Annotated in this window: 17 protein-coding genes; 5 read left to right on the top strand and 12 right to left on the bottom strand. The window is 55.9% G+C overall.

The features are described 5' to 3' along the window. Window positions 1-149: 149 nt before the first annotated feature. From AC1XDK_RS27460 to AC1XDK_RS27450, 3 genes are all read right to left on the bottom strand, one after another. On the bottom strand, window positions 150-425 hold the full coding sequence (locus AC1XDK_RS27460; protein ID WP_423746988.1) for a DUF7389 domain-containing protein: 276 nt from the start codon (window positions 423-425) through the stop codon (window positions 150-152). Window positions 426-593: 168 nt separating this feature from the next. Continuing rightward, a complete protein-coding gene (locus AC1XDK_RS27455; RefSeq protein ID WP_483353202.1) occupies window positions 594-1,085 on the bottom strand; it encodes a DUF7995 family protein in 492 nt (163 codons plus the stop codon). An 828-nt stretch (window positions 1,086-1,913) separates the two neighbouring features. Next, window positions 1,914-2,090, bottom strand: coding sequence for a hypothetical protein (locus AC1XDK_RS27450; protein ID WP_483353201.1), 177 nt, complete (start codon window positions 2,088-2,090; stop codon window positions 1,914-1,916). A gap of 138 nt (window positions 2,091-2,228) precedes the next feature. Here AC1XDK_RS27450 and AC1XDK_RS27445 point away from each other — a divergent pair, with 138 nt between their 5' ends. Continuing rightward, window positions 2,229-2,918, top strand: a complete 690-nt coding sequence (locus AC1XDK_RS27445) for a hypothetical protein (protein ID WP_483353200.1) — start codon at window positions 2,229-2,231, stop codon at window positions 2,916-2,918. 459 nt (window positions 2,919-3,377) lie between these two features. Here AC1XDK_RS27445 and AC1XDK_RS27440 read toward each other — a convergent pair whose 3' ends face one another. The 8 genes from AC1XDK_RS27440 to AC1XDK_RS27405 all read right to left on the bottom strand — a co-directional run bounded on the left by AC1XDK_RS27440 (window position 3,378) and on the right by AC1XDK_RS27405 (window position 12,047). Beyond that, window positions 3,378-4,127, bottom strand: coding sequence for a DUF6339 family protein (locus AC1XDK_RS27440; protein WP_483353199.1), 750 nt, complete (start codon window positions 4,125-4,127; stop codon window positions 3,378-3,380). A 31-nt stretch (window positions 4,128-4,158) separates the two neighbouring features. Beyond that, the gene (locus AC1XDK_RS27435) at window positions 4,159-5,229 is read right to left on the bottom strand and encodes a hypothetical protein (protein WP_483353198.1); all 1,071 of its coding nucleotides are present in this window, start codon (window positions 5,227-5,229) and stop codon (window positions 4,159-4,161) included. Further along, complete coding sequence (locus AC1XDK_RS27430) at window positions 5,229-7,118, bottom strand: hypothetical protein (protein WP_483353197.1); 1,890 nt, start codon at window positions 7,116-7,118, stop codon at window positions 5,229-5,231. Before AC1XDK_RS27430 ends, AC1XDK_RS27435 begins: the two co-directional genes overlap by 1 nt. Before the next feature lie 138 nt (window positions 7,119-7,256). Further along, window positions 7,257-8,780, bottom strand: a complete 1,524-nt coding sequence (locus tag AC1XDK_RS27425) for a DUF8048 family protein (protein ID WP_483353196.1) — start codon at window positions 8,778-8,780, stop codon at window positions 7,257-7,259. Then, window positions 8,777-9,553: a hypothetical protein gene (locus AC1XDK_RS27420; RefSeq protein WP_483353195.1), complete on the bottom strand. Its 777-nt coding sequence runs from the start codon at window positions 9,551-9,553 to the stop codon at window positions 8,777-8,779. The genes AC1XDK_RS27425 and AC1XDK_RS27420 overlap by 4 nt, the downstream gene beginning before the upstream one ends. 278 nt (window positions 9,554-9,831) lie before the next feature. Next, entirely contained in the window at window positions 9,832-10,101 is a 270-nt protein-coding gene (locus AC1XDK_RS27415) for a DUF8139 family protein (protein ID WP_483353194.1), read from the bottom strand. A 184-nt stretch (window positions 10,102-10,285) separates the two neighbouring features. Further along, complete coding sequence (locus AC1XDK_RS27410) at window positions 10,286-10,921, bottom strand: HhH-GPD family protein (protein WP_483353193.1); 636 nt, start codon at window positions 10,919-10,921, stop codon at window positions 10,286-10,288. A 10-nt stretch (window positions 10,922-10,931) separates the two neighbouring features. Further along, a complete protein-coding gene (locus AC1XDK_RS27405; RefSeq protein ID WP_483353192.1) occupies window positions 10,932-12,047 on the bottom strand; it encodes a DNA cytosine methyltransferase in 1,116 nt (371 codons plus the stop codon). Window positions 12,048-12,239: 192 nt separating this feature from the next. Between AC1XDK_RS27405 and AC1XDK_RS27400 the strand changes: the two genes are divergently transcribed. Genes AC1XDK_RS27400 through AC1XDK_RS27390 form a run of 3 tightly spaced genes read left to right on the top strand, consistent with a single transcriptional unit; the run spans window position 12,240 to window position 15,866 of the window. Next, complete coding sequence (locus tag AC1XDK_RS27400) at window positions 12,240-14,141, top strand: hypothetical protein (protein ID WP_483353191.1); 1,902 nt, start codon at window positions 12,240-12,242, stop codon at window positions 14,139-14,141. Further along, on the top strand, window positions 14,138-15,175 hold the full coding sequence (locus AC1XDK_RS27395; RefSeq protein ID WP_483353190.1) for a hypothetical protein: 1,038 nt from the start codon (window positions 14,138-14,140) through the stop codon (window positions 15,173-15,175). The genes AC1XDK_RS27400 and AC1XDK_RS27395 overlap by 4 nt, the downstream gene beginning before the upstream one ends. Before the next feature lies 1 nt (window position 15,176). Then, window positions 15,177-15,866, top strand: coding sequence for a DUF6339 family protein (locus AC1XDK_RS27390; protein WP_483353189.1), 690 nt, complete (start codon window positions 15,177-15,179; stop codon window positions 15,864-15,866). Here AC1XDK_RS27390 and AC1XDK_RS27385 read toward each other — a convergent pair. Then, window positions 15,850-16,332 (bottom strand): DUF8169 family protein, encoded by a 483-nt coding sequence (locus AC1XDK_RS27385; protein ID WP_483353188.1) that lies wholly within the window; start codon window positions 16,330-16,332, stop codon window positions 15,850-15,852. The two genes, AC1XDK_RS27390 and AC1XDK_RS27385, sit on opposite strands and share 17 nt — an antisense overlap. Window positions 16,333-16,675: 343 nt before the next feature. Between AC1XDK_RS27385 and AC1XDK_RS27380 the strand changes: the two genes are divergently transcribed. After that, complete coding sequence (locus AC1XDK_RS27380) at window positions 16,676-18,553, top strand: hypothetical protein (protein WP_483353187.1); 1,878 nt, start codon at window positions 16,676-16,678, stop codon at window positions 18,551-18,553. Window position 18,554 lies beyond the last annotated feature (1 nt).

Here is an 18,554-nt window from a genome sequence, read left to right as displayed (position 1 = left end):
TAGAGAATTGGCAGAATGTTGGTTAATTCTCGCACAGGCGACGGTCTTCGCGAACAGTTTCGACTGGTCGCTGACTGCCGATTGTTCTCCGTCTGGCCGGACAACAACGCCGAACTGATTTCCCTTCGAAAAATCGGCTCTCGGGGACGCTATTCGGGCTCGTCCGGTTGAATCTGCCGCACGTCATCGGCAAGCTCGTGAACGTACGCTCGAAGCGTCTCCATGTCTTCACGCGCTTCGTCCAACGTTCTTGCCTTTACTTTGGCCGTGATCTTGTCCTGATCTCGCGTGCCAGTTCCACGAGAGAGCTTCACCGTGAGTGAAACACCGACGTCAGTCCGTTCAACGTACTCTGTCTCTGGTGATCGCTGGCAATTTGGATTCGATTCGACGTCTGTCTCAGGTACTGGGTTGGTCTCAGTCATGTGTACTCCGCGAGGGTCTTTGTCTGCCCTCGCTCCCTTTTAGGGGGTGAAAACCGTTCTTTTCGCTTGACTCGTAAAGGAGGACAGTTGCTCGACTTAACCAACGTCGCTCATAATAGAACCGCACTGTTGGTTAATTTCTGAATGAGGAGTGTAGCTGCTGGTTGCTTAATAGTGGACGTCTGCCGGGATGATCCACACCTGCTCATCAGCACTGAGTACATGATCGAGGTGTTCACGATTTCGAATCGCATCGCCAAATTCGGTGTATAGATAGAGCGACGGGCCACGATATGCGCCGAGATTGTAGCAGGCATGGCGGGCGAGGTCTTTGTCGTGCATGAGTTCCTCATCACTGAACTCGGTGACCGCCGTTCTCACCCGCTCGAGATTCCGTTCGAACTCTTGTCTGGTGGCCTCCCAGCCACGCTCAAGGAGTTTCTCGCCGTCGTCTGAGTTGACTGGTGCGACGACCGGAAGGTCGCCCCACCGAGCCTTCCCTGCGACGGACGACCGCTCGTCATCGAACAAAACATAGTAATCAAAGATGGCAGCATTGTCGGGGCCAGCTCCGACAAGCCGGTCAAACGCTGATTTTCCGCATGCAAGTGCAGTATCTTCTGTCGATGCCTCTACGAGTGCGTAAATTACCTGGTGCATATCGGTCACCTCGCCGACGCATTGATTCGACACAACGCTATCACACAACACTTCATCTGTGCGCCGGCACCCATCGCCGGCGCCAATACAATCCTCCTGCAAGAAGCGCAGATTCACACGTGATTCGCACTACTTTTCCGGGAGATCGCGACGCCCGGATCGTACACAAGGCCAACACGGAAACCCACCAAACCCATCACAGTCACAGTCAGCTGGCTGGTCCGTGTCACTATCTTCTACATGGGTTTCAGATTCCTTCTCGATTTGTGTCCCGCCGTCTGCAACGAGGGAGTGGTCTGTTGCCGCTTGTAGGAGTGGCGTTCGAATTGCGACGCCAACCCGATGTTTGCATGCACCGTCGTACCGTGCATCCGCAGGACACTCACAGGCAATGGGTATCCCGTCGCGAACGGTGACCAGATATTCGTGATCGGTTGGATTCGCGTGACTCGTATTTCGAACACGAACACCCCTCGTTGTGAGTGAAAATTCGAGGGCTTCGTACTGGGCGCGCTTTGCAACTCGTTTCGTGAACGTCAAGTGGGATAGGACGTTGTTACTGGACATACTCGCTCCACGAGGTACATCTGCTGTGCCCCGCACCCCTCGGGGGCAACAAAAACACGTTTTCGACGTGTACAGAATGGAATTTCTCGTAATAAGGGCTGATAGGAGACTGGGTCGGTCAATCGAATCGGTAAATTGCAATCCCGTCGTGGTCGCATTCTGGACACGCGCGTGTTTCGACCTCGACTGTGGTTCCACACTGCCGACACTCAGCGATGACAGTGCTATGTGACCGGCCAGTGAGCTGCGTCAGAAGGTCTTTCATGCGAACTCCGGCCTGTGATTAGTCTGTTGGTCGTCGATGACGTGGTTACAGTCCTCGCAGATTGTTTCAATTACGTTGGTGGTGACCAGGCCGCCGCATCTGGGGCACTGGTTGGGTAGTTCGCTCGGTACGTCTTCGTCGAAACCGGTTGCGTAGCTGTCGCTGAGTCTCATCGAAATCATTCCTCATCGAGACGCTCACACTGGAACGCCCCGCACCCATCAGGGGGGCGAAAAAACTCCATGCGGTCGAAGCACATTGAACGCCAGAAGTCAGCATCTAGTAGTACATCGCTAATAGTGAGTCAGCACATGGTAGCACGAAAAATCCCGAAACCAAGAAGGGCGGTTTTTGTCATTCCAGTCGGTGTGGCATGCATTCTGATTATATGGTTTGGGCTTGGATGGAATCTCGGGAACGTGATTCAGGGAATAGGACTTGCTATCGACGTCGTCGGTGTGATCGTAATAGCGATCCCAGATATACCGACGCTCCACAAACGATTCTTTTCTGGAAGGCTGAAGACAGCTCTCAATCACCTACAATTCGAGAATGAAGGGACTGCGGCAAACATACTGGCTGAACCAAATACACAGAACCGGTTGCTTGATGCGCTCTACGTCGTTGAACATGCTAAAAACAGCACAGTCGATGAATATCTTCAGACTATTAACGTCGTCAGGGGACGGACGCCTTCGACGGATGGATTCTACGAATTGCGAGAAGCTTTCAGAGATATCGATGATAAAATGCCAGATTCATGGGACGATGTCTACGGCTTCAAGACGTTCGAACAATCACGTGGCATCCAATCGATCATAATGAGGGAAGACAGTGGGGCACCAAAGAAACGGAGAGAAGGACCGTATCATATGGTTCTTGGCCCAATTGAGCGGCGAGTTGCTGAATATGAAACGAGAATCAGACTCTTCGGTTTAGCGTTTTTGCTGATTGGATTTCTATTTCAGTTTTCGTCTCTTTTCTTCACACAGTCAGGGTAATCAGATCCCGAGCTGTGCTTGTGTCTGTGGAAACCACTTTACCACCAACAAGGTAGATAAGTTGGATCTCATCTCTGACCACATACGCGGTGGCCGGTACCCGCTCTCCTCTTCCCGCTAGTCTGTAGCCGATAGCCGCCGATACAACTGCCGTACTTACGAGTAGCCGTCCGATGTCTGTCCCGAACTATGTCAATTCGGAATTCAATTCTGCGTTCGTGGAAGGATTCGTGTTAGATGTGCTACCATCTCGGCTTTCAGCTACGCCGCGAACTGTTTCGCAAATCTGGCCGAAAAGCACTCAGACGTGCTATCAAAGCGACTCTCTGAAACCAACGATGTGCGACACAAGGGCGTCCGCCGTTTAATTCGACTCCGATTGAATCGCTCTTCTACGCCATCGTCTGTAAACCGGAGTCAAGCTCGCCCGTCATGGCTTCGGTCGAAATGAGTCCCGCGCTACGACCAGCCCGCCTTTAGACGCATCACGTCGTCACGGAGGTTCTCTATCGTCTCTACAATGTCGTCTTCCTCCATCATCTCCACACGTCGAACCGTCAGTTCCTCCCGGAGTAGTGTCGTCGTCCGGCTTACGATGTTACTGTTAGACGGTGGGTCGTTGTACGCATCTTCTTCCTTGATATCGTTCAGTGTGTCGTGACAGAGGAGATCACCGCATGCATGCGTAACGGGGACGTACCGTGCAAAGTCGTGGTCCAGGATATCGTTGGCGAGCTCTTGGAAACCGAGGACTTGCTTCGTTCTACTGTAGTCTCGTTCCCCGGGCTCTCCCGTTTCACCTTCCTCGTAGGTGAGCTCAGCACCCCACCAGATACGGTGAAGTGCATTGGAGTAGGCATCGGTCCCAGCCTTCAGGAACTTCTCCTCCATGTTACCCGGACTTTCCGGATTGAAAACGTGATCCCATCGGTAGTGAACGAACTCCGGGAACCGAACGACACAGAGGTAGTGCCACAACCCGGCGTCTGCCGCCTCATTCCGTGTCAGATCGAGAGTGCGGTGGAGTGTCGGCGCTAGCTCGGCGTCTATAAGCGAGTCCTGGGCCTCGATATCGTCGTCAGCACGGATCTCCTCAATCCGCTCGTCAACCGGGCTCAGGTCTATGGAACGACCCAGCGGCTGTAAGTACGGGCGGAGGTCGTCCTCCGTGAGATCGCGCTCGCCCGCGAGGAATCGATTGTCGATCATCGGATGGGCTGCACTCTGAAGGTGGTAAAGCTCAGTCGCCACTTTGGATCGCCTCCTCAATCAGGTTCGTCGTGTCGGATGGGATGTTGTACTGCTGATGCACCGCGCGTTCGATTCGCTGAACGAGGTCTGGGATATCGACGTGGCTCCGAACGTCCACGGCGAGTTGGATTGCTGCCTCGTCATCATCGAGATCCGGGTACAAATCGTCCAAGAAGATGTCTAAGACGTCTTCCTGCCAGCCGTACTCCGGTTCCCCCGTGTCGGGACTCGTGTCGTGTGCCGTCTGCATCAGTAGCTGCGTCCAGACGGAGTGCTCAATGTAGTCGTAGAGTACGTCGCGTAACCGCGGTGGCCCACCCGTAGCTCCCGTGTTTTTAAGCACTTCAACCACCTGTGGGTGTTCCCTGTTCAAATATAACTGCGGGTTCCGAGGTGCCTCCAGACTGAGATAGTGGATGTGGTTCTCGTTAGGGAAGCTGTCGTAATCGCTGAAGTCCTCAATGATCGGCATAAGAAGACTCCCTCCATCGTCCCTCTCGTCAAGTCGAATGATCCACGAGAGTCCGTCAGTGACTCGTGCACCGACTTTGGAAGCATGTTTCGACCCACTGGAGCCGCCTTTCTCAGTTCTTGTAAGGAACGGCTTGATCTTCACTCGTCCACGGTGGTCGTCACGGTTGATACACAAGGTGAACTCGTGAGTTCCCCCATCCAGCGGTGAGTCGGCGAGGACCTGCCGGTCTCGACTCATTGCGAGAGGGTTCTCCTTCACCAGTGCAAGACGACCCGGCGTCTCTTCCCACTCGTCGAACGGGAAAACTTCCTCAACAGTATCCTGATCGATAGTAACGGTACCTTCCAGTTCCAGCGTCTCCCAATTACCCTCATCTACCAGTGACAGAAACTGGTCGTCCTCGTCAAGGTCTCCTCTATCACCGAGGGGAGCGCCATCCAGATGGAATGATTCGACATCGAATTCGAGCGCCTCTTTTCGATACTCGTGCGGCAGGGATTGGCTGACTAAACTGCCCGTCTGGACGTTTTCTTCCTCTTCTTCGTCCGGTTCAGCCCCTTCGACTTCCCCGGTGACGGTCGCCATCACTCGTCCCTCCGTTCTGACACGTCAACCGATACTTTCATTCTAGTCTCTACTTGTCTGTGATCTTCTGTCGACACGCCCTCGAAGGATACCTTCGATGTGCCTGGAGCTGGCTCTAGACGTCCCACTTGGACTCCCTTTTGCTCCGGGAGCGATATCGAAACCCCAGCCGTATCTGACGAGATATTCTGGACGGGCAAGCGATCCGAGGTCGCCCTCTCCTCTGCCATCCGGATTAGTGAGACAGTGACCGCCCGTATCTCGTTACCGTCGCTCAAAGGCACCACCTCGCCGTTGAACGACCAGTGTGTGTACACCTCGTCGAACGAGATGTTCGTGTCTCCGGTGACACGCTGACTACTAGGTGACTCGCGCTCAGCACTCCCCCCTCGTGATTCGTTCCCGATCTTGAACCGGTTTCCCAGACGCTGAGGTCCGGTTGCGCCTCGATCCACGTTGGGCGCGACGAGTCCGCGTAAGGTTTCCGTCACGTCAGACTTGATACCCTCTACCGCGGTTCGGAACCCCAGAGAGTAGGTATTCGCCAGTGTCTCGGTTCGCACCCACTCGTCGTGCTGAGGAGGCTCTGCAGCGGTAAGGAATTCCTCTACGATAGCTTCTGCCTCCTCTGAACTTTCATCAGTTCCCCACGGCCGCGCGCGTCCACCGAGTAGAACGGCGTGGAAGTCCTGGTTCCCTACGACGACTCGGTCTCGGTCGTAATACTCAACGACCATCCCGGCACCTCGGACGAACGCCACCTCGTTCCGATGCTGATACTCCCCCGTGTCTGCACGTCGAACCAGCAGATCAAGTTGACCATCTGCACCGCCACTACCGGCGCTCTTCTCGGGTACGTCAAGCGATATCGCCGCCTGCGCGACATCCTCGGGGTCCTCCAGCTGGCTGACCGAGTTACCACGGTCGTCCAAGCAGCTCGTGAAGGGCTTGTACTGAGGGTACTCTTCGATACTCGCTTGCTTCGTCTCACCGTTCACTTCGACTGCTACCTCTAAATCACCGCGATAAACCGCCGGCCAGAACCACTCAATTGCCATCTCCGTGATCTGGTCTGCTAACTCCTCGTCGTCTAGTCGCTCTTCCGCTGTAGGTACACGGAAGTCCACGACTTGGATGCTGGTTCCTGGTGCGTCCGGACGGCTCAACTGGAGGCCGTCCGCTATCGATTCGGCTTCGTCTCCCCAGATGGACTCTGGCCTCGCACCCTCCGCGTCCTCGTTCAGACTACCGTACCAACCGTGTCCTTGGTAGACCGTGTCGCCGTCCTCCGACTTGTGCGTCGGCAAGCGCGTCCGACCGATCAACCGAGGGGACTGGTCTGTTGGGTCGGATTCGCTCAGCGTCGAATTGAACATAACGAGTGATAGGCCCGAGTACAGCCAGAGGACGGCTTTCCCCAGACCGTAACTCCCACCAGCGGTGTCTCCCGACTTACTGCTGAATAGCACGTCACGGACCAGCGCGGTGAAGTTCGATTCGTCAGCGTTCTCCTCACCGAGGAGACCCTCTGTGTTCTCGTCTTCGACAGTCAGAATACGGATATCCTCGTCGTCCTTTATTCGCTTGATCGCCTCAGCGATGTGTTTCCCACTCTTCGTGTCTGTGGCGAAATTGGCGTGCTCGGACCACGTCTCGATATCGAGCGCTCTGAGGTACTCTATTGCCTCGTCGCCCTGTAAAGATTCTAGCTTGAACGTCACCCGTGCTGGTTGATCGTTTTCCAACCGCGCGTCGTTCGAGTTCTGCAATACCTCCCGAACGAAGGTCTTCAGCCCAGGTTCTCCGTGCGACATCGCGTACTTTGCGACGTCGTCACCGTATCGAGCATCGGTCGGTCGAGAGGTCGTGAATCCCCACTTACCGCTCATCACGCCATCTCACCGACACTAGCGAATGTGACCACAGATGTATTAGAGAAGTGTGCGCTACGGTTCATAATTGACACAAATCTCCCCCGCCGACATAAATGTGTGCAGTTTGTTGTCGGCGTAGTCACCTGATTGACTTCAGAACTGTGTCTTTGGGGGAGTACCAGTGGCCAAGTAGTGTGCGCCGACGAGGTCGTGACGGACTTCGCTGAGTTCACGCGACCGACGGTGGGTGTCAGAGCTTACCCCGTTGAGAGAGACGACAGAGAAACGCATGTCGTCTCCATACTCGCTCTGCAGTTTGAAGAGGCGACTCGATATCGAGCCGGTCGTACCCATTTCTTGGGCTGTTTGACCCCACCGTTCCCCTGTTTCCTCCTGCCACAGTCGAAATGCATGTACTCCACTCCTGTCTATCACGTCTCGCTCGGAGAGCAGGCGGCTCTCAGTCCAGTCAAGTCCCAACCAGTGTGGGGCGGTCACGTCGCGCCAAGGCAGCCACGATGGAACGGTATACGAGAACCGTTCTGCGATGTTCTTTAGTTCTTGATGCAACTTACCGTGGGGGCCGCTCACGTGCTCAGCCGGGTCTCGGTTCAGTTGGACCATAGGAGTCCAGCCGACCTCTCGCCGACAGATGGCCACCAAGGCCGCTTCAATTCCACGTCGGTGTTTCCGGTTCGACGATATTGGAGGTGTCGTGACAGAAACCTCTATCTTACCCCCCATAATCTCAGTGATTTGTCGAAGGCCGTGGGCAGCGCCGTGTTTGTCTCCAGTCTGTCGATCCGATTCGTTCACCCCGGCTGATAGGCCAACCCCTACGCGCTGTCGAACGCCTCCTTCCGATCCCGACTCTCCGATGTACATTAAACCCGAAAGTTCTGAGTGGCGAACTCGGTAGAGGCCTGGGCGGCGTGGCAGCTCTTTACAGAGCGTTTTACGATCTCGAAGGTCGAACCACCTCGACCAATCGAGTCCCATCCACGTCGGGGACTGAGGTTCCGGATCCAGACGGGTGAGCGGTCCAGGGACGTCAAGAGTTCGGGTCTCAACCACACTGTGCCGCGTAGTCCGATCAACGGTAGCAAGTTCCGACTGAGCGATTGATTCGGGGATCGAGAGTATACGGGCGATTGCGTCACTACCTGGGACGTGCTGTGAGAGGATCCATATCGTCGCCTGTCGATTCGTCAGTCTGGTCCTGTCCGCCACCGCTACGATGTCGTCAATAGCGTCTACAGGAAACTCCGAACACGAGATGACGAACCCACGACTGTCTCTCTCTTCTCTGCCTCCAACCACTTTTTCGACCTGCCGGTCGTGAGCGGTCGCTGCGGCGTCACGACCGTCTTCAGTGAGTCCGATTCGACCGGCGGCAGCATCCCAACATCCGTCCGCCTCAGCCAGCACGTACAACAGCCCGTCGTCACTTCGTCCTACGGGAAGGGGATCGAACCCCGTGAAGAGGGCCTCAACGTCAATCACCGACGTGTTTCGTACTTCTCGCAGCGCTCGGGCGAGCGAATCGGCCTCGATGGAATACTGAGTAGCGACGGATTCGACGACCTCGCGGGACACGGGCACCCCCACGAACGGATCTCCAACGTACGACGTGTTGGACTCCCGATCCAGATACACGTGACGCTCGTTGTCGCTCATCGGAACTCGTCTAACTGGCGGTTATCATCACTTCTGCGCTTAGTGTCCATCCGCTCGTCGTAGTCGGAGTAGTCCACGCGTCCCTCGGAGATTCCCTGCTCATCCTCGTACGTCATCAACCACTGCCGAACCAAGTAGTAGATGAATGGTGCGGGTATCGCGTTCTTTGCCAGGTGACTCTTCGGATACGGCCTCGGTGAGTAGTTCTTGACCGCCGCCCACCACTCTCTTGACCGCTCGGAGAAGAAAAACGACGAGGTCTCGGCTTTTTTTGACGAGCCATCTGTCGTCAAGAACCGCCGCTCACGAGGTGGCTGTGGTACTTTGAACGAAGTCTCGAAAGCTCGCTCGTACTCAATCGGCATCCCGAACATCCGTCCGCTCAGGACGACAGGATCGTTGAGCGGTGCGCGCGGGACGTTTTCGATGATGTGGTGATCGCAGTACTTCTCCGCGAGTATCCGTGCACTCGGGATCATGTTCTCGTGCTCGTCGGGATCCCCCGAGATACTCGTCGTCGCGGCCCACCGTGAGCAGACCGGGTGGAACAGCCCGAGATCGAACGTGACGCCGTCCTTGATCGGGAAGTCCCACTCCTTGTCCTCGATGTGAGCGTCTGCTTTGATCGGCGAACTTTCGTTCGTGTCCTTGGGGTCGATTCCGACACGAATTACGTTCCCAAAGTCGTTGAGAACCTCCGATTCGGTCCCGTAGTCCGCGAAACAGTGGAGGATGAGCGGCTCTTCGCGTGTCGATTCATAGTCCGAAGTCATGCGAGATCACCTGATACATACTCAGCGTCCTGGGTGCGACTGAGAGAACTCCGTGCATAGCACATCCGTGTAAAGTCCGCGTAGATTGTCACTGTTGTGCGCTTAGACGTTGACTCATTTTAAAGGCTCCATCTGTAATCGGTACTCAAGCATGATCTGGCTCACGCGGCTCCGTCAAAATACAATATAGTGATAATGTTCAGCGAGATGTACTGGACACGTAGCACGTATTCAACACCAGAATGGAATACTACCTGCTTGAAAAGGGACACAAACGGTTATTCTTGAACCGGCCATTCGGCCACGGGAACAAGATCCTCATGTCGAAATGAAAGTGTAAGTTCGTCTTCGGTGTCAATTCGGCGAAGACGATAGTGATGGCTATCGACATCTCGTCCCGTTAATTCACCCAGACCATCTGGTTCGTCTGCGATAACTTCGCAGACAAGTCCGTGATATTGTGAGTCAACGTCCTCGTCGCTCAGATAAATGCGGACTCGTTGCCCAACTTTATATGGTGAGTCCGATGGCTGAGGGATGTTCTCCATATCGGTGAGAAGAGTTCCACTATACAAAATTCTTCATACTGGATTTGTGTCCCTATTCAGCCCGTCTGTCCTGCCTGTCGTTGGGAGCTCCAACAGGTCCACTCACGCTGCGTCTAATTATTGCGGTTAAGGCAACCAAGAGACATGCTCCATTCCGAGAACCGCTGCCAGCGATTTTGTAGCACTAAGAATGCCTTGCAAATTCTTGATAGTAGACACAATACTCGTTGGCGAAACACTGCTCACACAGCGGTTCTGTCTGACAGACTAACGAGCCGAAATCAAGCAGAGCGAAATTGTACGTACGGGCCTCGTCGGGTACCAATCTCTGCGTGAAAGCCAGCTGATCTGCTTCTTTCTCGGGCCAGGTGTCTCGAAATACCCGACTATACACCCTCTCAACGTTCCTGTCGAGAACCGGCAACTGGTCATCACGGGCGAAGCACAACGTGGCGTTCGCCACGTATCGGCCCACTCGCGGGAGTTCCATCAACGATTCTGGGTTGGTGGGGAGGTAGTTGTGTGTCGAGGCGATCTGCTTCAATGCCCTTGCGCGCATGTTTTGGAATCCGAGAGGCTCGATAGCTTCGACGAGTTTATTCTCACTGGCCTCCGCAATCTCGTCCAGCGTGGGGAACCGTTCTAAGAACCTCGGATAGGCCGCTGCGACGTTGTCAGCCGGTGTCTGAGTCAGGAAGAACTCCGCTACGAACACCTCGTACAGTGTTCGATTCGGTTCCCGCCACGGGTACTCGCGGCGGTTCTCTTCCCCCCATTCTAGCAGGTCTGCCCGAAACCGGCACTCCTCCTCAGACGACATAATGTCTCTCTCAGTCGTCAGCGACAGTGGACTCGACAGACGGTACTGCCGCATCGACGTGCGAGAGGATTGCCTGCCCCATGTATTCACCGAGCTTCGGGGGAACCGCGTTACCGATCAGTCGGCCCAGGTTCGACACGCCGACGTCCTCCCACTCGTCGTAGAAATCGTAGTCTTCCGGGAACGTCTGAAGCAGTGCTCCCTCAAGGAGCGAGAGTGCCCGATTCTGGTCTGTATCGTAGTGTCCGAAGCGACCACTGCCGTAGTTGTAGAACTGCGTCGTGATTGTCGGAGAGGGTTCGGCGGGCCGCATCCTGCTGTAGGGTGCCTTGTACGACTGTCCACTCGCCTTCCGGTGACAGTTTGCAAGGAGGTGGTTAAGGTCTGGCTCTTCCCAGAGAGTCCAATCTCCGCCGGGCACCATGTTGTCAATACGCTCCCGGTTCTTTTTCGAGAGAGAACGGGCTCTATGCACGTCGTTCACGTCACTAACTTCACCTGCTTCGATTGGTGGCAGGTGATCAATCGTGTCTTTGACCGTCGGGTAGTTATTCTCGTTTTGAATCGGGGGAGTGGGCAGAGAGAGGGGTCCCCGCTTGGACGCCATGACCACCCACCGCTTCCGCTTCTGTGGTATCCCGTATTCGGGACAGTAGACGTTCTTGTTATCGTCGCTGTTGACGTGGTAACCTTGGGATTTGAGGCTCTCAACGAACGCGTCGTAGACGCCATCCTCTTGTTTCACTTGGAGTACGTTTTCCGTGACGACCACGTCCGGTTCAACGTACTTTACGATCCGTGATACCTCGTTTAACAGCCCCCATTTTTGATGATCCTCGTGGCCTTTCCCCTTCGAATGTCCCATCGTAGAGTACGGTTGACAAGGCGCGCATGCTGCGAGGACCTTTAGGTCCGCATCCCACGGATACATCTGTGCGATTGGTTCTGGATCCTGTGCTAACGCGTGGACATCTGCTCGTACGTATTTGCCGTCTATGTTCTGTTCGTACGGGTACTTACAGTCTGGGTCCTGATCAATCCCTGCGACGACCGAGATACCGGCTTGTTGGAGGCCATAACTGAGTCCACCGGCCCCGCAAAACAAATCCACTGCAGCTACCTTCATAACCTTCTTTCCTGCGTATCGTCACATAAACGTTCGGCAACGACATCGTACCGACTGCTTCCTGCCACGTGATGAGTACGGCGATGTCCCCCGATTAGAATCTCTGCCCGTTCCAACTAACGGAACTCATCGACGCGTAACAGTAATACTAACTAGGTGGTCGCAGTTCCGTACAAACAAACGGTTTATCATATGAATCAGGAACAGATTCAAATCAGCGAAGTAGCCAAGTGGTTCTTCTTCAGTGGTGGGCCAGGAGCACCACGCTACGGCGACGATCCAACTAAACACGCCGTAGATCACGATTCAGAGGCGTTCGTCCGTGAGGTTCTTCAAAACGCGAACGACCAGGGCCTCCAGACTAATGATCCAGTCAAAGTGACATTCCGTTTCGTCACGCTCACGGGTGACGCGAAAGAGGAGTTCCTCAACGGACTTGACTGGGACGATGGACTCAGTGAACGGATGCGAGCGGTCGCAGACACACATAATGGCCATCGATACGAACGGGTCGTCGAACGAGTCAACGACCCCGATGCCGAACTCCGCCTCCTCATCGTCGAAGACAAAAACACAACCGGGTTGACCGGAAGCTGGGACGGAGATTCCAACTACGCCGCGCTCGTGCGCGACGAACTCTACAGCAGCAAGCAAGACGACACTGCGGGCGGCTCGTACGGTCTCGGTAAGTCTGTACTCTGGACGTTCTCGGGGGCTTCGACAGTCGTTTTCAATTCGCACCTCGCAGGTGAGCGTGAAGACGACTCGCCCCGTCTCATCGCCCGTTCTAAGTTCCCCACACACCAACTCCAAGGAGACGATACGACGTACCAAGGTGCGGGGTGGCTCTGCCAGCTAATCGAGACTGACGACGGCCCCCGCCCCGAGTCCTTCTGGGGAGAGCGCGCGTCGCGGCACGCAGAGCAACTGCACGTGGAACGACCCGCTGTCAGCGGAACGAGCGCAATGGTCGTTGAGTTCCAGGACCCGACGCGGGACGAGCGACCGGACGTCGAAGACCTCGCACAGGAGTTCGTTGACGCCTCTGTCAAGTACTTCTGGCCAGCCATCTATCGGGGTGATCTCGAAGTCACGGTCGAAACACCCGACGATACACTGACGGCCGACGTCGAGAGCGTCCCGGCGATCCGACCGTTCGTTGAGGCTTACGAGGAGAGAACTACGGACGATCAGACGTTGGTGAACCCTGGGGACGTTGCTGGACTCGATATCCCGATCAACCTCCCGCCTCGTGCCGACGGAACTGAGACTCCCGATGGCTCGGTTCGGTTGTCGGCTCGCCTCGCATCCCCTGCGGACGACGATACGTATCTAAATAACGTCGCACTGTTCCGGGGGGCGGGGATGGTGGTCAAGTACTACGACCAGAGTCGTGTCGCCTACGGTGACCGGAACTTCTTCGGTGTATTAGCCGCTGGCGAAGCGCGGTCGGAAGGAGTTCCCTCGGATAGTGATCTAGAGAACGACCGGTTCCTGCGATTCGCCGAGCCGCCTGAGCACGACGAGTGGGAGTCTACTGAGAACCTTCGTGAACAGTATCAACGTGGATTCCGAATGGCACTTGACGATATGTTCAGAACGCTGCGTGACGGCCTCCGTCACTTGATCTCGAAGGGCAGTAACGGCGACTCTCTCTCCGACAACGTTCTGAATCGGTTTCCGATCCACGGGAGCGGGAATCCCCGATCCACGATGTCGCCCGCCGATCCCGTTTTCGAAATCGACAGCTCGTCTCGCTTCGACGGCGACGCGTGGGAGATTTCTGGTCGAATTAAAGCACTGCCAGAGGAGTTCGAGGGATGGAGTACCGATATCTCACTAACTGGTGTTGGTGAGGACGGATCCCGTTACGACGACATTCCCATCGACTACGTCGAAATCGAACAATGCGGCGTAACTGTGTCATACAACAATGGATGTGTTCACCTCGTCGCCGACGAAAACGTCGATGAACTCACGTTCTCTGGTCGTTCTCATTCCGATGAACCTGCTGACTTAGTGCACGGTGACGTCGGCGCAACACAACTAGAGATACTCGCAGAGTTACAGACCCCCGAGGAGGATCAAGCGTGACCAAACACTCGCAGCGATATCGTACCACGACACTTCCGTTCAGCTACTGTGATAAGGGAGTAGACTTCAAGTTGGACTCGTTCACCGTTGACGATGGAAATCAAACAGCACTTGAACTGAACCCGGCACAGACAGAGATTGACCTCGCATCGGCAGTGTCGTCATCTGACAGTAATGACGAGCCGGATTGGAACACCATTACTCTCCATGGGAAACTTCACCTACCCGAGGAGACAGTACAGGCAGTCTTTCCAGAAGACGAACGGGCAGAGCCGCCAGCCAAACTCTACGTCACCATTCGCTGTCACGAGACGATCTATCGTGACCGGGAGGTCATCTCCGAAACTCCTACGACGCCCGGTGAATACGATGTCACTCTAGAGGTTCCTAAGAACACTGTCCGAGGGACCGTCGAACTGCGTCCGTATCTCGTTCGCACCGAAGCTCGTCCAGGAGAAGAACCAAACCATTACGCCGACCAGAAGAACTTCCGCGTCGCCAGTGGGACGCTGTACTACGTCGTCATTGACCGCTACGAGGAAGAAGAGCGAGCCGCCATCGATGGTGAGCGAGTCCGGTTCTCACAAAATGCACACCTCCCAGATGGGAACAAGCTATACTACCTCGACTTCCGGAACGAGAGTCGTCCTAAATTGTGGATCAACTCCGACCACCCCCGTATTGCCGAGGTTCTACAGAGTAGAGGATCTGTCGGGGCCGAGGCTCGGATGCGCGACGTGATACTTGACCAGGTGAGCTACGGTGTGTGGGTACAACTGCTCGTTCGTGCTGGAAGTGCTGTAGACGTAGAGGGCGAGGTTGAACACGAGTGGCAGGAGATGGTGCTCCAAACGTTTGCTCGGAACCTCTACGATACTAATGATGTATCAGAATCGACTCACCGTCTCAGGGATGATCTCTCTGATCCACAGACCCTACCCCATGTGATACAGCGGATCGATAGTGAACTTCAGGAGTACATCAACCCCCGCGAGCAACTGATCCATCTCATGGAGGAGGGCCTTCAGATCTAACATGACCGAGACAGAATTACACCGACTGACCGAAGATGGACGGCGCCTCGTTGGTCAATCGTTCATGAAAGGCGTGGCAACGCTCACCGACGAACAGCTGAATGAGTACGTAGAGCCCATGCCGGGTCATCCGACAGCCGACCTCAATAGGATCGATTCGGCGGTAAAGCAGGTGCTTGAGGAGTATCCGGAGTACGACACAGCTATAGATGGCTCACTCGCCGAAGAAATTCACCGTGCTCTCGACATCACGAGACGAACTGCCGGTGACCCCGGCCTCTGGCACTGGCTAGCAGTCGTCCAATATCCCAATCTCGTCCGGCACCGTTGGGAGTATCGTTCCGAGGAAGCGATGAGGGAGAAGTTCCTCGGTGCGGGCTCCGACTTGTACTCGAACGCCATCCACCGACTTTGGTGGATCGCGGAACTCACTTCGCGTGGCGACAATTATTCGACGACTGACGCGGTCTTTGCCAACCAGACGATGGTCAACAAGGTGTTTGACCGCTGGTTCGCGCGCTACCAACCCGCCGTTCGAGCCATGTGTGACGAACTCGCAGACGAACCGTCGCGTGTCATAGACGAGACGACACGGCGGTTCAATCACGCACTGACAAACGTTCAGCTCGAAGGGTTGTCAGAGAACGAGGCACGCGAGATGATTAGACAGATCATCACTGAGTCTCGGTAAGAGCCTTTCCCCCTGCCTCAATAGTGAGAAAATCCTCTATGGAGAGAATCTGTAACGCCGAGCCAGTATCGTAGCGGCTCACTATCTGGTCGTTGATTCGTTCCGGTACGGACTTATTCTCTGAGCCCAAGAAATCCGCGAAGGAATCGGGGAGACCATCACCGCTCTTATCCGCTTCACCACCTTCTACAGTACTTCCTGTATGCTCGTTGCTTCCCAAGAGGTCTTCAGTGTCTTCAGTGAGGAAGGTACCCGATCCGCCGTTTCGGCTCCACACGGCTGCATCACAGAGGACTCTGATATCGGCCTCGTTCTTGACGACACCACGCAGCAGGCCAACCAGTTGAGCGTCAATTCCATCAAGGGCTAGGATGGTGAGGACGGTAATCAGTACAATCACGAGCTGATCGGGCGGCTTCGAGAAGAGATTAAGCCATCCAAGTGACGGCAACATTGGCGCCGTCATCAGTCCATGTGTGCATTGTGTGTGGGGGCTTCCGTGATCATGATGTCTCGGTCGAAGACGAATCTACTCCCACACCACGATCACACCCCTCAACACCCCTTTGGAGATGGGGATGTCCGGTCGACACCGGAGACGGCGTACGTACACATCGGGTTAAGTAGCCCCCACCGAAGGAAGAAGATTGAGCGAGCTGACACGGACAAGGACCCGGTTAAACGTCCAGAATGGCCGCTCAAGGCCCAACTAAGGACATATTTGACGGACGAAAATTTAGAGTAGACGTTTTCTGTGGGTAACACTTATGTACGGATTGACTCATACACACATCGTACACAGATAAATTATGATCACACACAAACTACACGCGTCGTTCAAGGAGTTGGACTCCGAGGACACCTTCGTGGGTCTGCCTCAGACAGACTTCGCGCTCGACTCCGTCCTAGAGACGCTCTCGCGAGAGCTCCCCCAGAACACCTACGACGCACGCGAAGACGGCGAAATACCGCACATCAACTTCTTCTTTGAGTGCCTACGGCGTGGTGAGGGCCTTGAAGAGTTTAAGCAGGCCATCGACTGGGACGAACTCGAACCGCACCTCAAGGCTGTCGCCGAGGACGACGAGAAGCTGGGTGTCCAGAAGGTACTGGACCAGATTCGTGACGGCGAGCTGTACCTCCTTGGGGTCGAAGACTACAACGCGGTTGGTCTCTCGGGCGACGAAGACAGCCGCGAGACGAACTACGCCTCCCTCGTGAAGGACTTCGCGGACACGACCAAGAATGAAGGTGGTGGCGTCCACGGCGTCGGGGCGTCCGTGCTGTGGGCTTTTTCGGGATTCAAGCTCGTCCTCTTCCACAGCGTACCCGAAGATGAGGATGAACCGAAACTCGTGGGCCGTCTGGACCTGCCCGATCACGAGATCGGCGGACAGGAGTTCAAAGGCGGCGGGTGGATCGGTGTCGACGATGGGACCCACGAACGAATGGTCGCGCTCCGTGACGTTCCCGACGACCTGGCAGAGACCCTCCACCTGACCCGAGCCGACGGGAACGGTACGACGACGCTGGTTGTCGGGTTCAGAGAACCCACGCGACGGACACGCGCGCCCGAGAAGATCGTGGAGGGCCTCTACGAAGCCGCCGCGATGTACTACTGGCCGCTCATCGTCGACGACGGCATCAAGGTCACGGTCCAGGGACCATCGGATGCGTCACCACGGACGGTCGAGCCCAACACGGTCGACCGCGTCGCCCCCTACGTCAAGGCATACGACTCCTGGGTGGACCCGGACGACGAGTTCGGCGACCCCGGCTCTGTGGCCGTCAAGGAAGTAGAGTTCGAAGTCCCGCCGACGAAAACCGAGCCCGCTCAGACCGGGAAGTTGGCGCTCGTCGTTCGACTCGCGGACGACGAGACCGACCTCGACAAGTACCGTAACGACGTCGCCATGTTCCGAGGCGCCCGGCACGTCGTCAAGTACCGGAACTACGGAGCGGCCTCCCGCACGACCGGACAAGACTTCCACGCGCTCCTCATCGCAGGCGGGGCCAAGCACGACGCCGGACTGGCAGTAGCCGACCTCCCCGACGACGACGGGTCTATTGAGTCGTTCTTCCGGGACGCCGAGCCGGAAGCCCACGACACCTGGGAGAAGCCAACGCAGAAGCTAGCCCAGTCGTACGACGACGACAACCCCTCGAAGCGTATCACCTCGTTCCTCAAGTCCGACGTCAAGACGGCTCTCCAGCAGATTCTCGGTGGTGCTCAGACCGACGACGACGACCGAGTCGACACGCTCGGCGAAGAATTCCCGTTCTTCGAAGACGACCACGGTGGCGGGAAACCGGGATCAGGACCGGGACCTAACCCCGGCCTCTCCCCGTTCGACGAGGTGTGGGTTGAGGGCAGTTTCGACCGGGCTCACGAGTACGAGGGTGGGCTCACTCTGGAGTCGTCGCCAAGTAATTCATGGACCGTTACGCTGTCTATCGACGAGGTTGACGGGTCCAACCGGACGATTGACCAGATCGATATCGCCGACTGGGATTCCCCGCAGGCGGTCGACGAGGTTATCGAAGACGGAGCCGTGACGTTCACGTTCGACTCGAGCACCACCAATGTCGAGTTCGAGCTGACTTCCGTCTTCGTCGGTGACGAGGTCCTGGCTGGTCAGACACGGGTCGATTTCGACTACGACCTCACTGGGGGTGGTGGGTCGTGAG

This window comes from Haladaptatus sp. HS23, assembly GCF_056892285.1.
This window is presented reverse-complemented; position numbering and strand designations above follow the sequence as displayed.

Bases quoted from the DNA above. Each gene is read 5' to 3' on its own strand.
- AC1XDK_RS27390 (WP_483353189.1), top strand. From the start codon at position 15,177: ATGACCGAGACAGAATTACACCGACTGACCGAAGATGGACGGCGCCTC.
- AC1XDK_RS27385 (WP_483353188.1), bottom strand. From the start codon at position 16,332: ATGACGGCGCCAATGTTGCCGTCACTTGGATGGCTTAATCTCTTCTCG.
- AC1XDK_RS27380 (WP_483353187.1), top strand. From the start codon at position 16,676: ATGATCACACACAAACTACACGCGTCGTTCAAGGAGTTGGACTCCGAG.
- AC1XDK_RS27430 (WP_483353197.1), bottom strand. From the start codon at position 7,118: ATGAGCGGTAAGTGGGGATTCACGACCTCTCGACCGACCGATGCTCGA.
- AC1XDK_RS27420 (WP_483353195.1), bottom strand. From the start codon at position 9,553: ATGACTTCGGACTATGAATCGACACGCGAAGAGCCGCTCATCCTCCAC.
- AC1XDK_RS27425 (WP_483353196.1), bottom strand. From the start codon at position 8,780: ATGAGCGACAACGAGCGTCACGTGTATCTGGATCGGGAGTCCAACACG.
- AC1XDK_RS27410 (WP_483353193.1), bottom strand. From the start codon at position 10,921: ATGTCGTCTGAGGAGGAGTGCCGGTTTCGGGCAGACCTGCTAGAATGG.
- AC1XDK_RS27455 (WP_483353202.1), bottom strand. From the start codon at position 1,085: ATGCACCAGGTAATTTACGCACTCGTAGAGGCATCGACAGAAGATACT.
- AC1XDK_RS27400 (WP_483353191.1), top strand. From the start codon at position 12,240: ATGAATCAGGAACAGATTCAAATCAGCGAAGTAGCCAAGTGGTTCTTC.
- AC1XDK_RS27450 (WP_483353201.1), bottom strand. From the start codon at position 2,090: ATGAGACTCAGCGACAGCTACGCAACCGGTTTCGACGAAGACGTACCG.
- AC1XDK_RS27405 (WP_483353192.1), bottom strand. From the start codon at position 12,047: ATGAAGGTAGCTGCAGTGGATTTGTTTTGCGGGGCCGGTGGACTCAGT.
- AC1XDK_RS27460 (WP_423746988.1), bottom strand. From the start codon at position 425: ATGACTGAGACCAACCCAGTACCTGAGACAGACGTCGAATCGAATCCA.
- AC1XDK_RS27435 (WP_483353198.1), bottom strand. From the start codon at position 5,229: ATGGCGACCGTCACCGGGGAAGTCGAAGGGGCTGAACCGGACGAAGAA.
- AC1XDK_RS27445 (WP_483353200.1), top strand. From the start codon at position 2,229: ATGGTAGCACGAAAAATCCCGAAACCAAGAAGGGCGGTTTTTGTCATT.
- AC1XDK_RS27440 (WP_483353199.1), bottom strand. From the start codon at position 4,127: ATGATCGACAATCGATTCCTCGCGGGCGAGCGCGATCTCACGGAGGAC.
- AC1XDK_RS27415 (WP_483353194.1), bottom strand. From the start codon at position 10,101: ATGGAGAACATCCCTCAGCCATCGGACTCACCATATAAAGTTGGGCAA.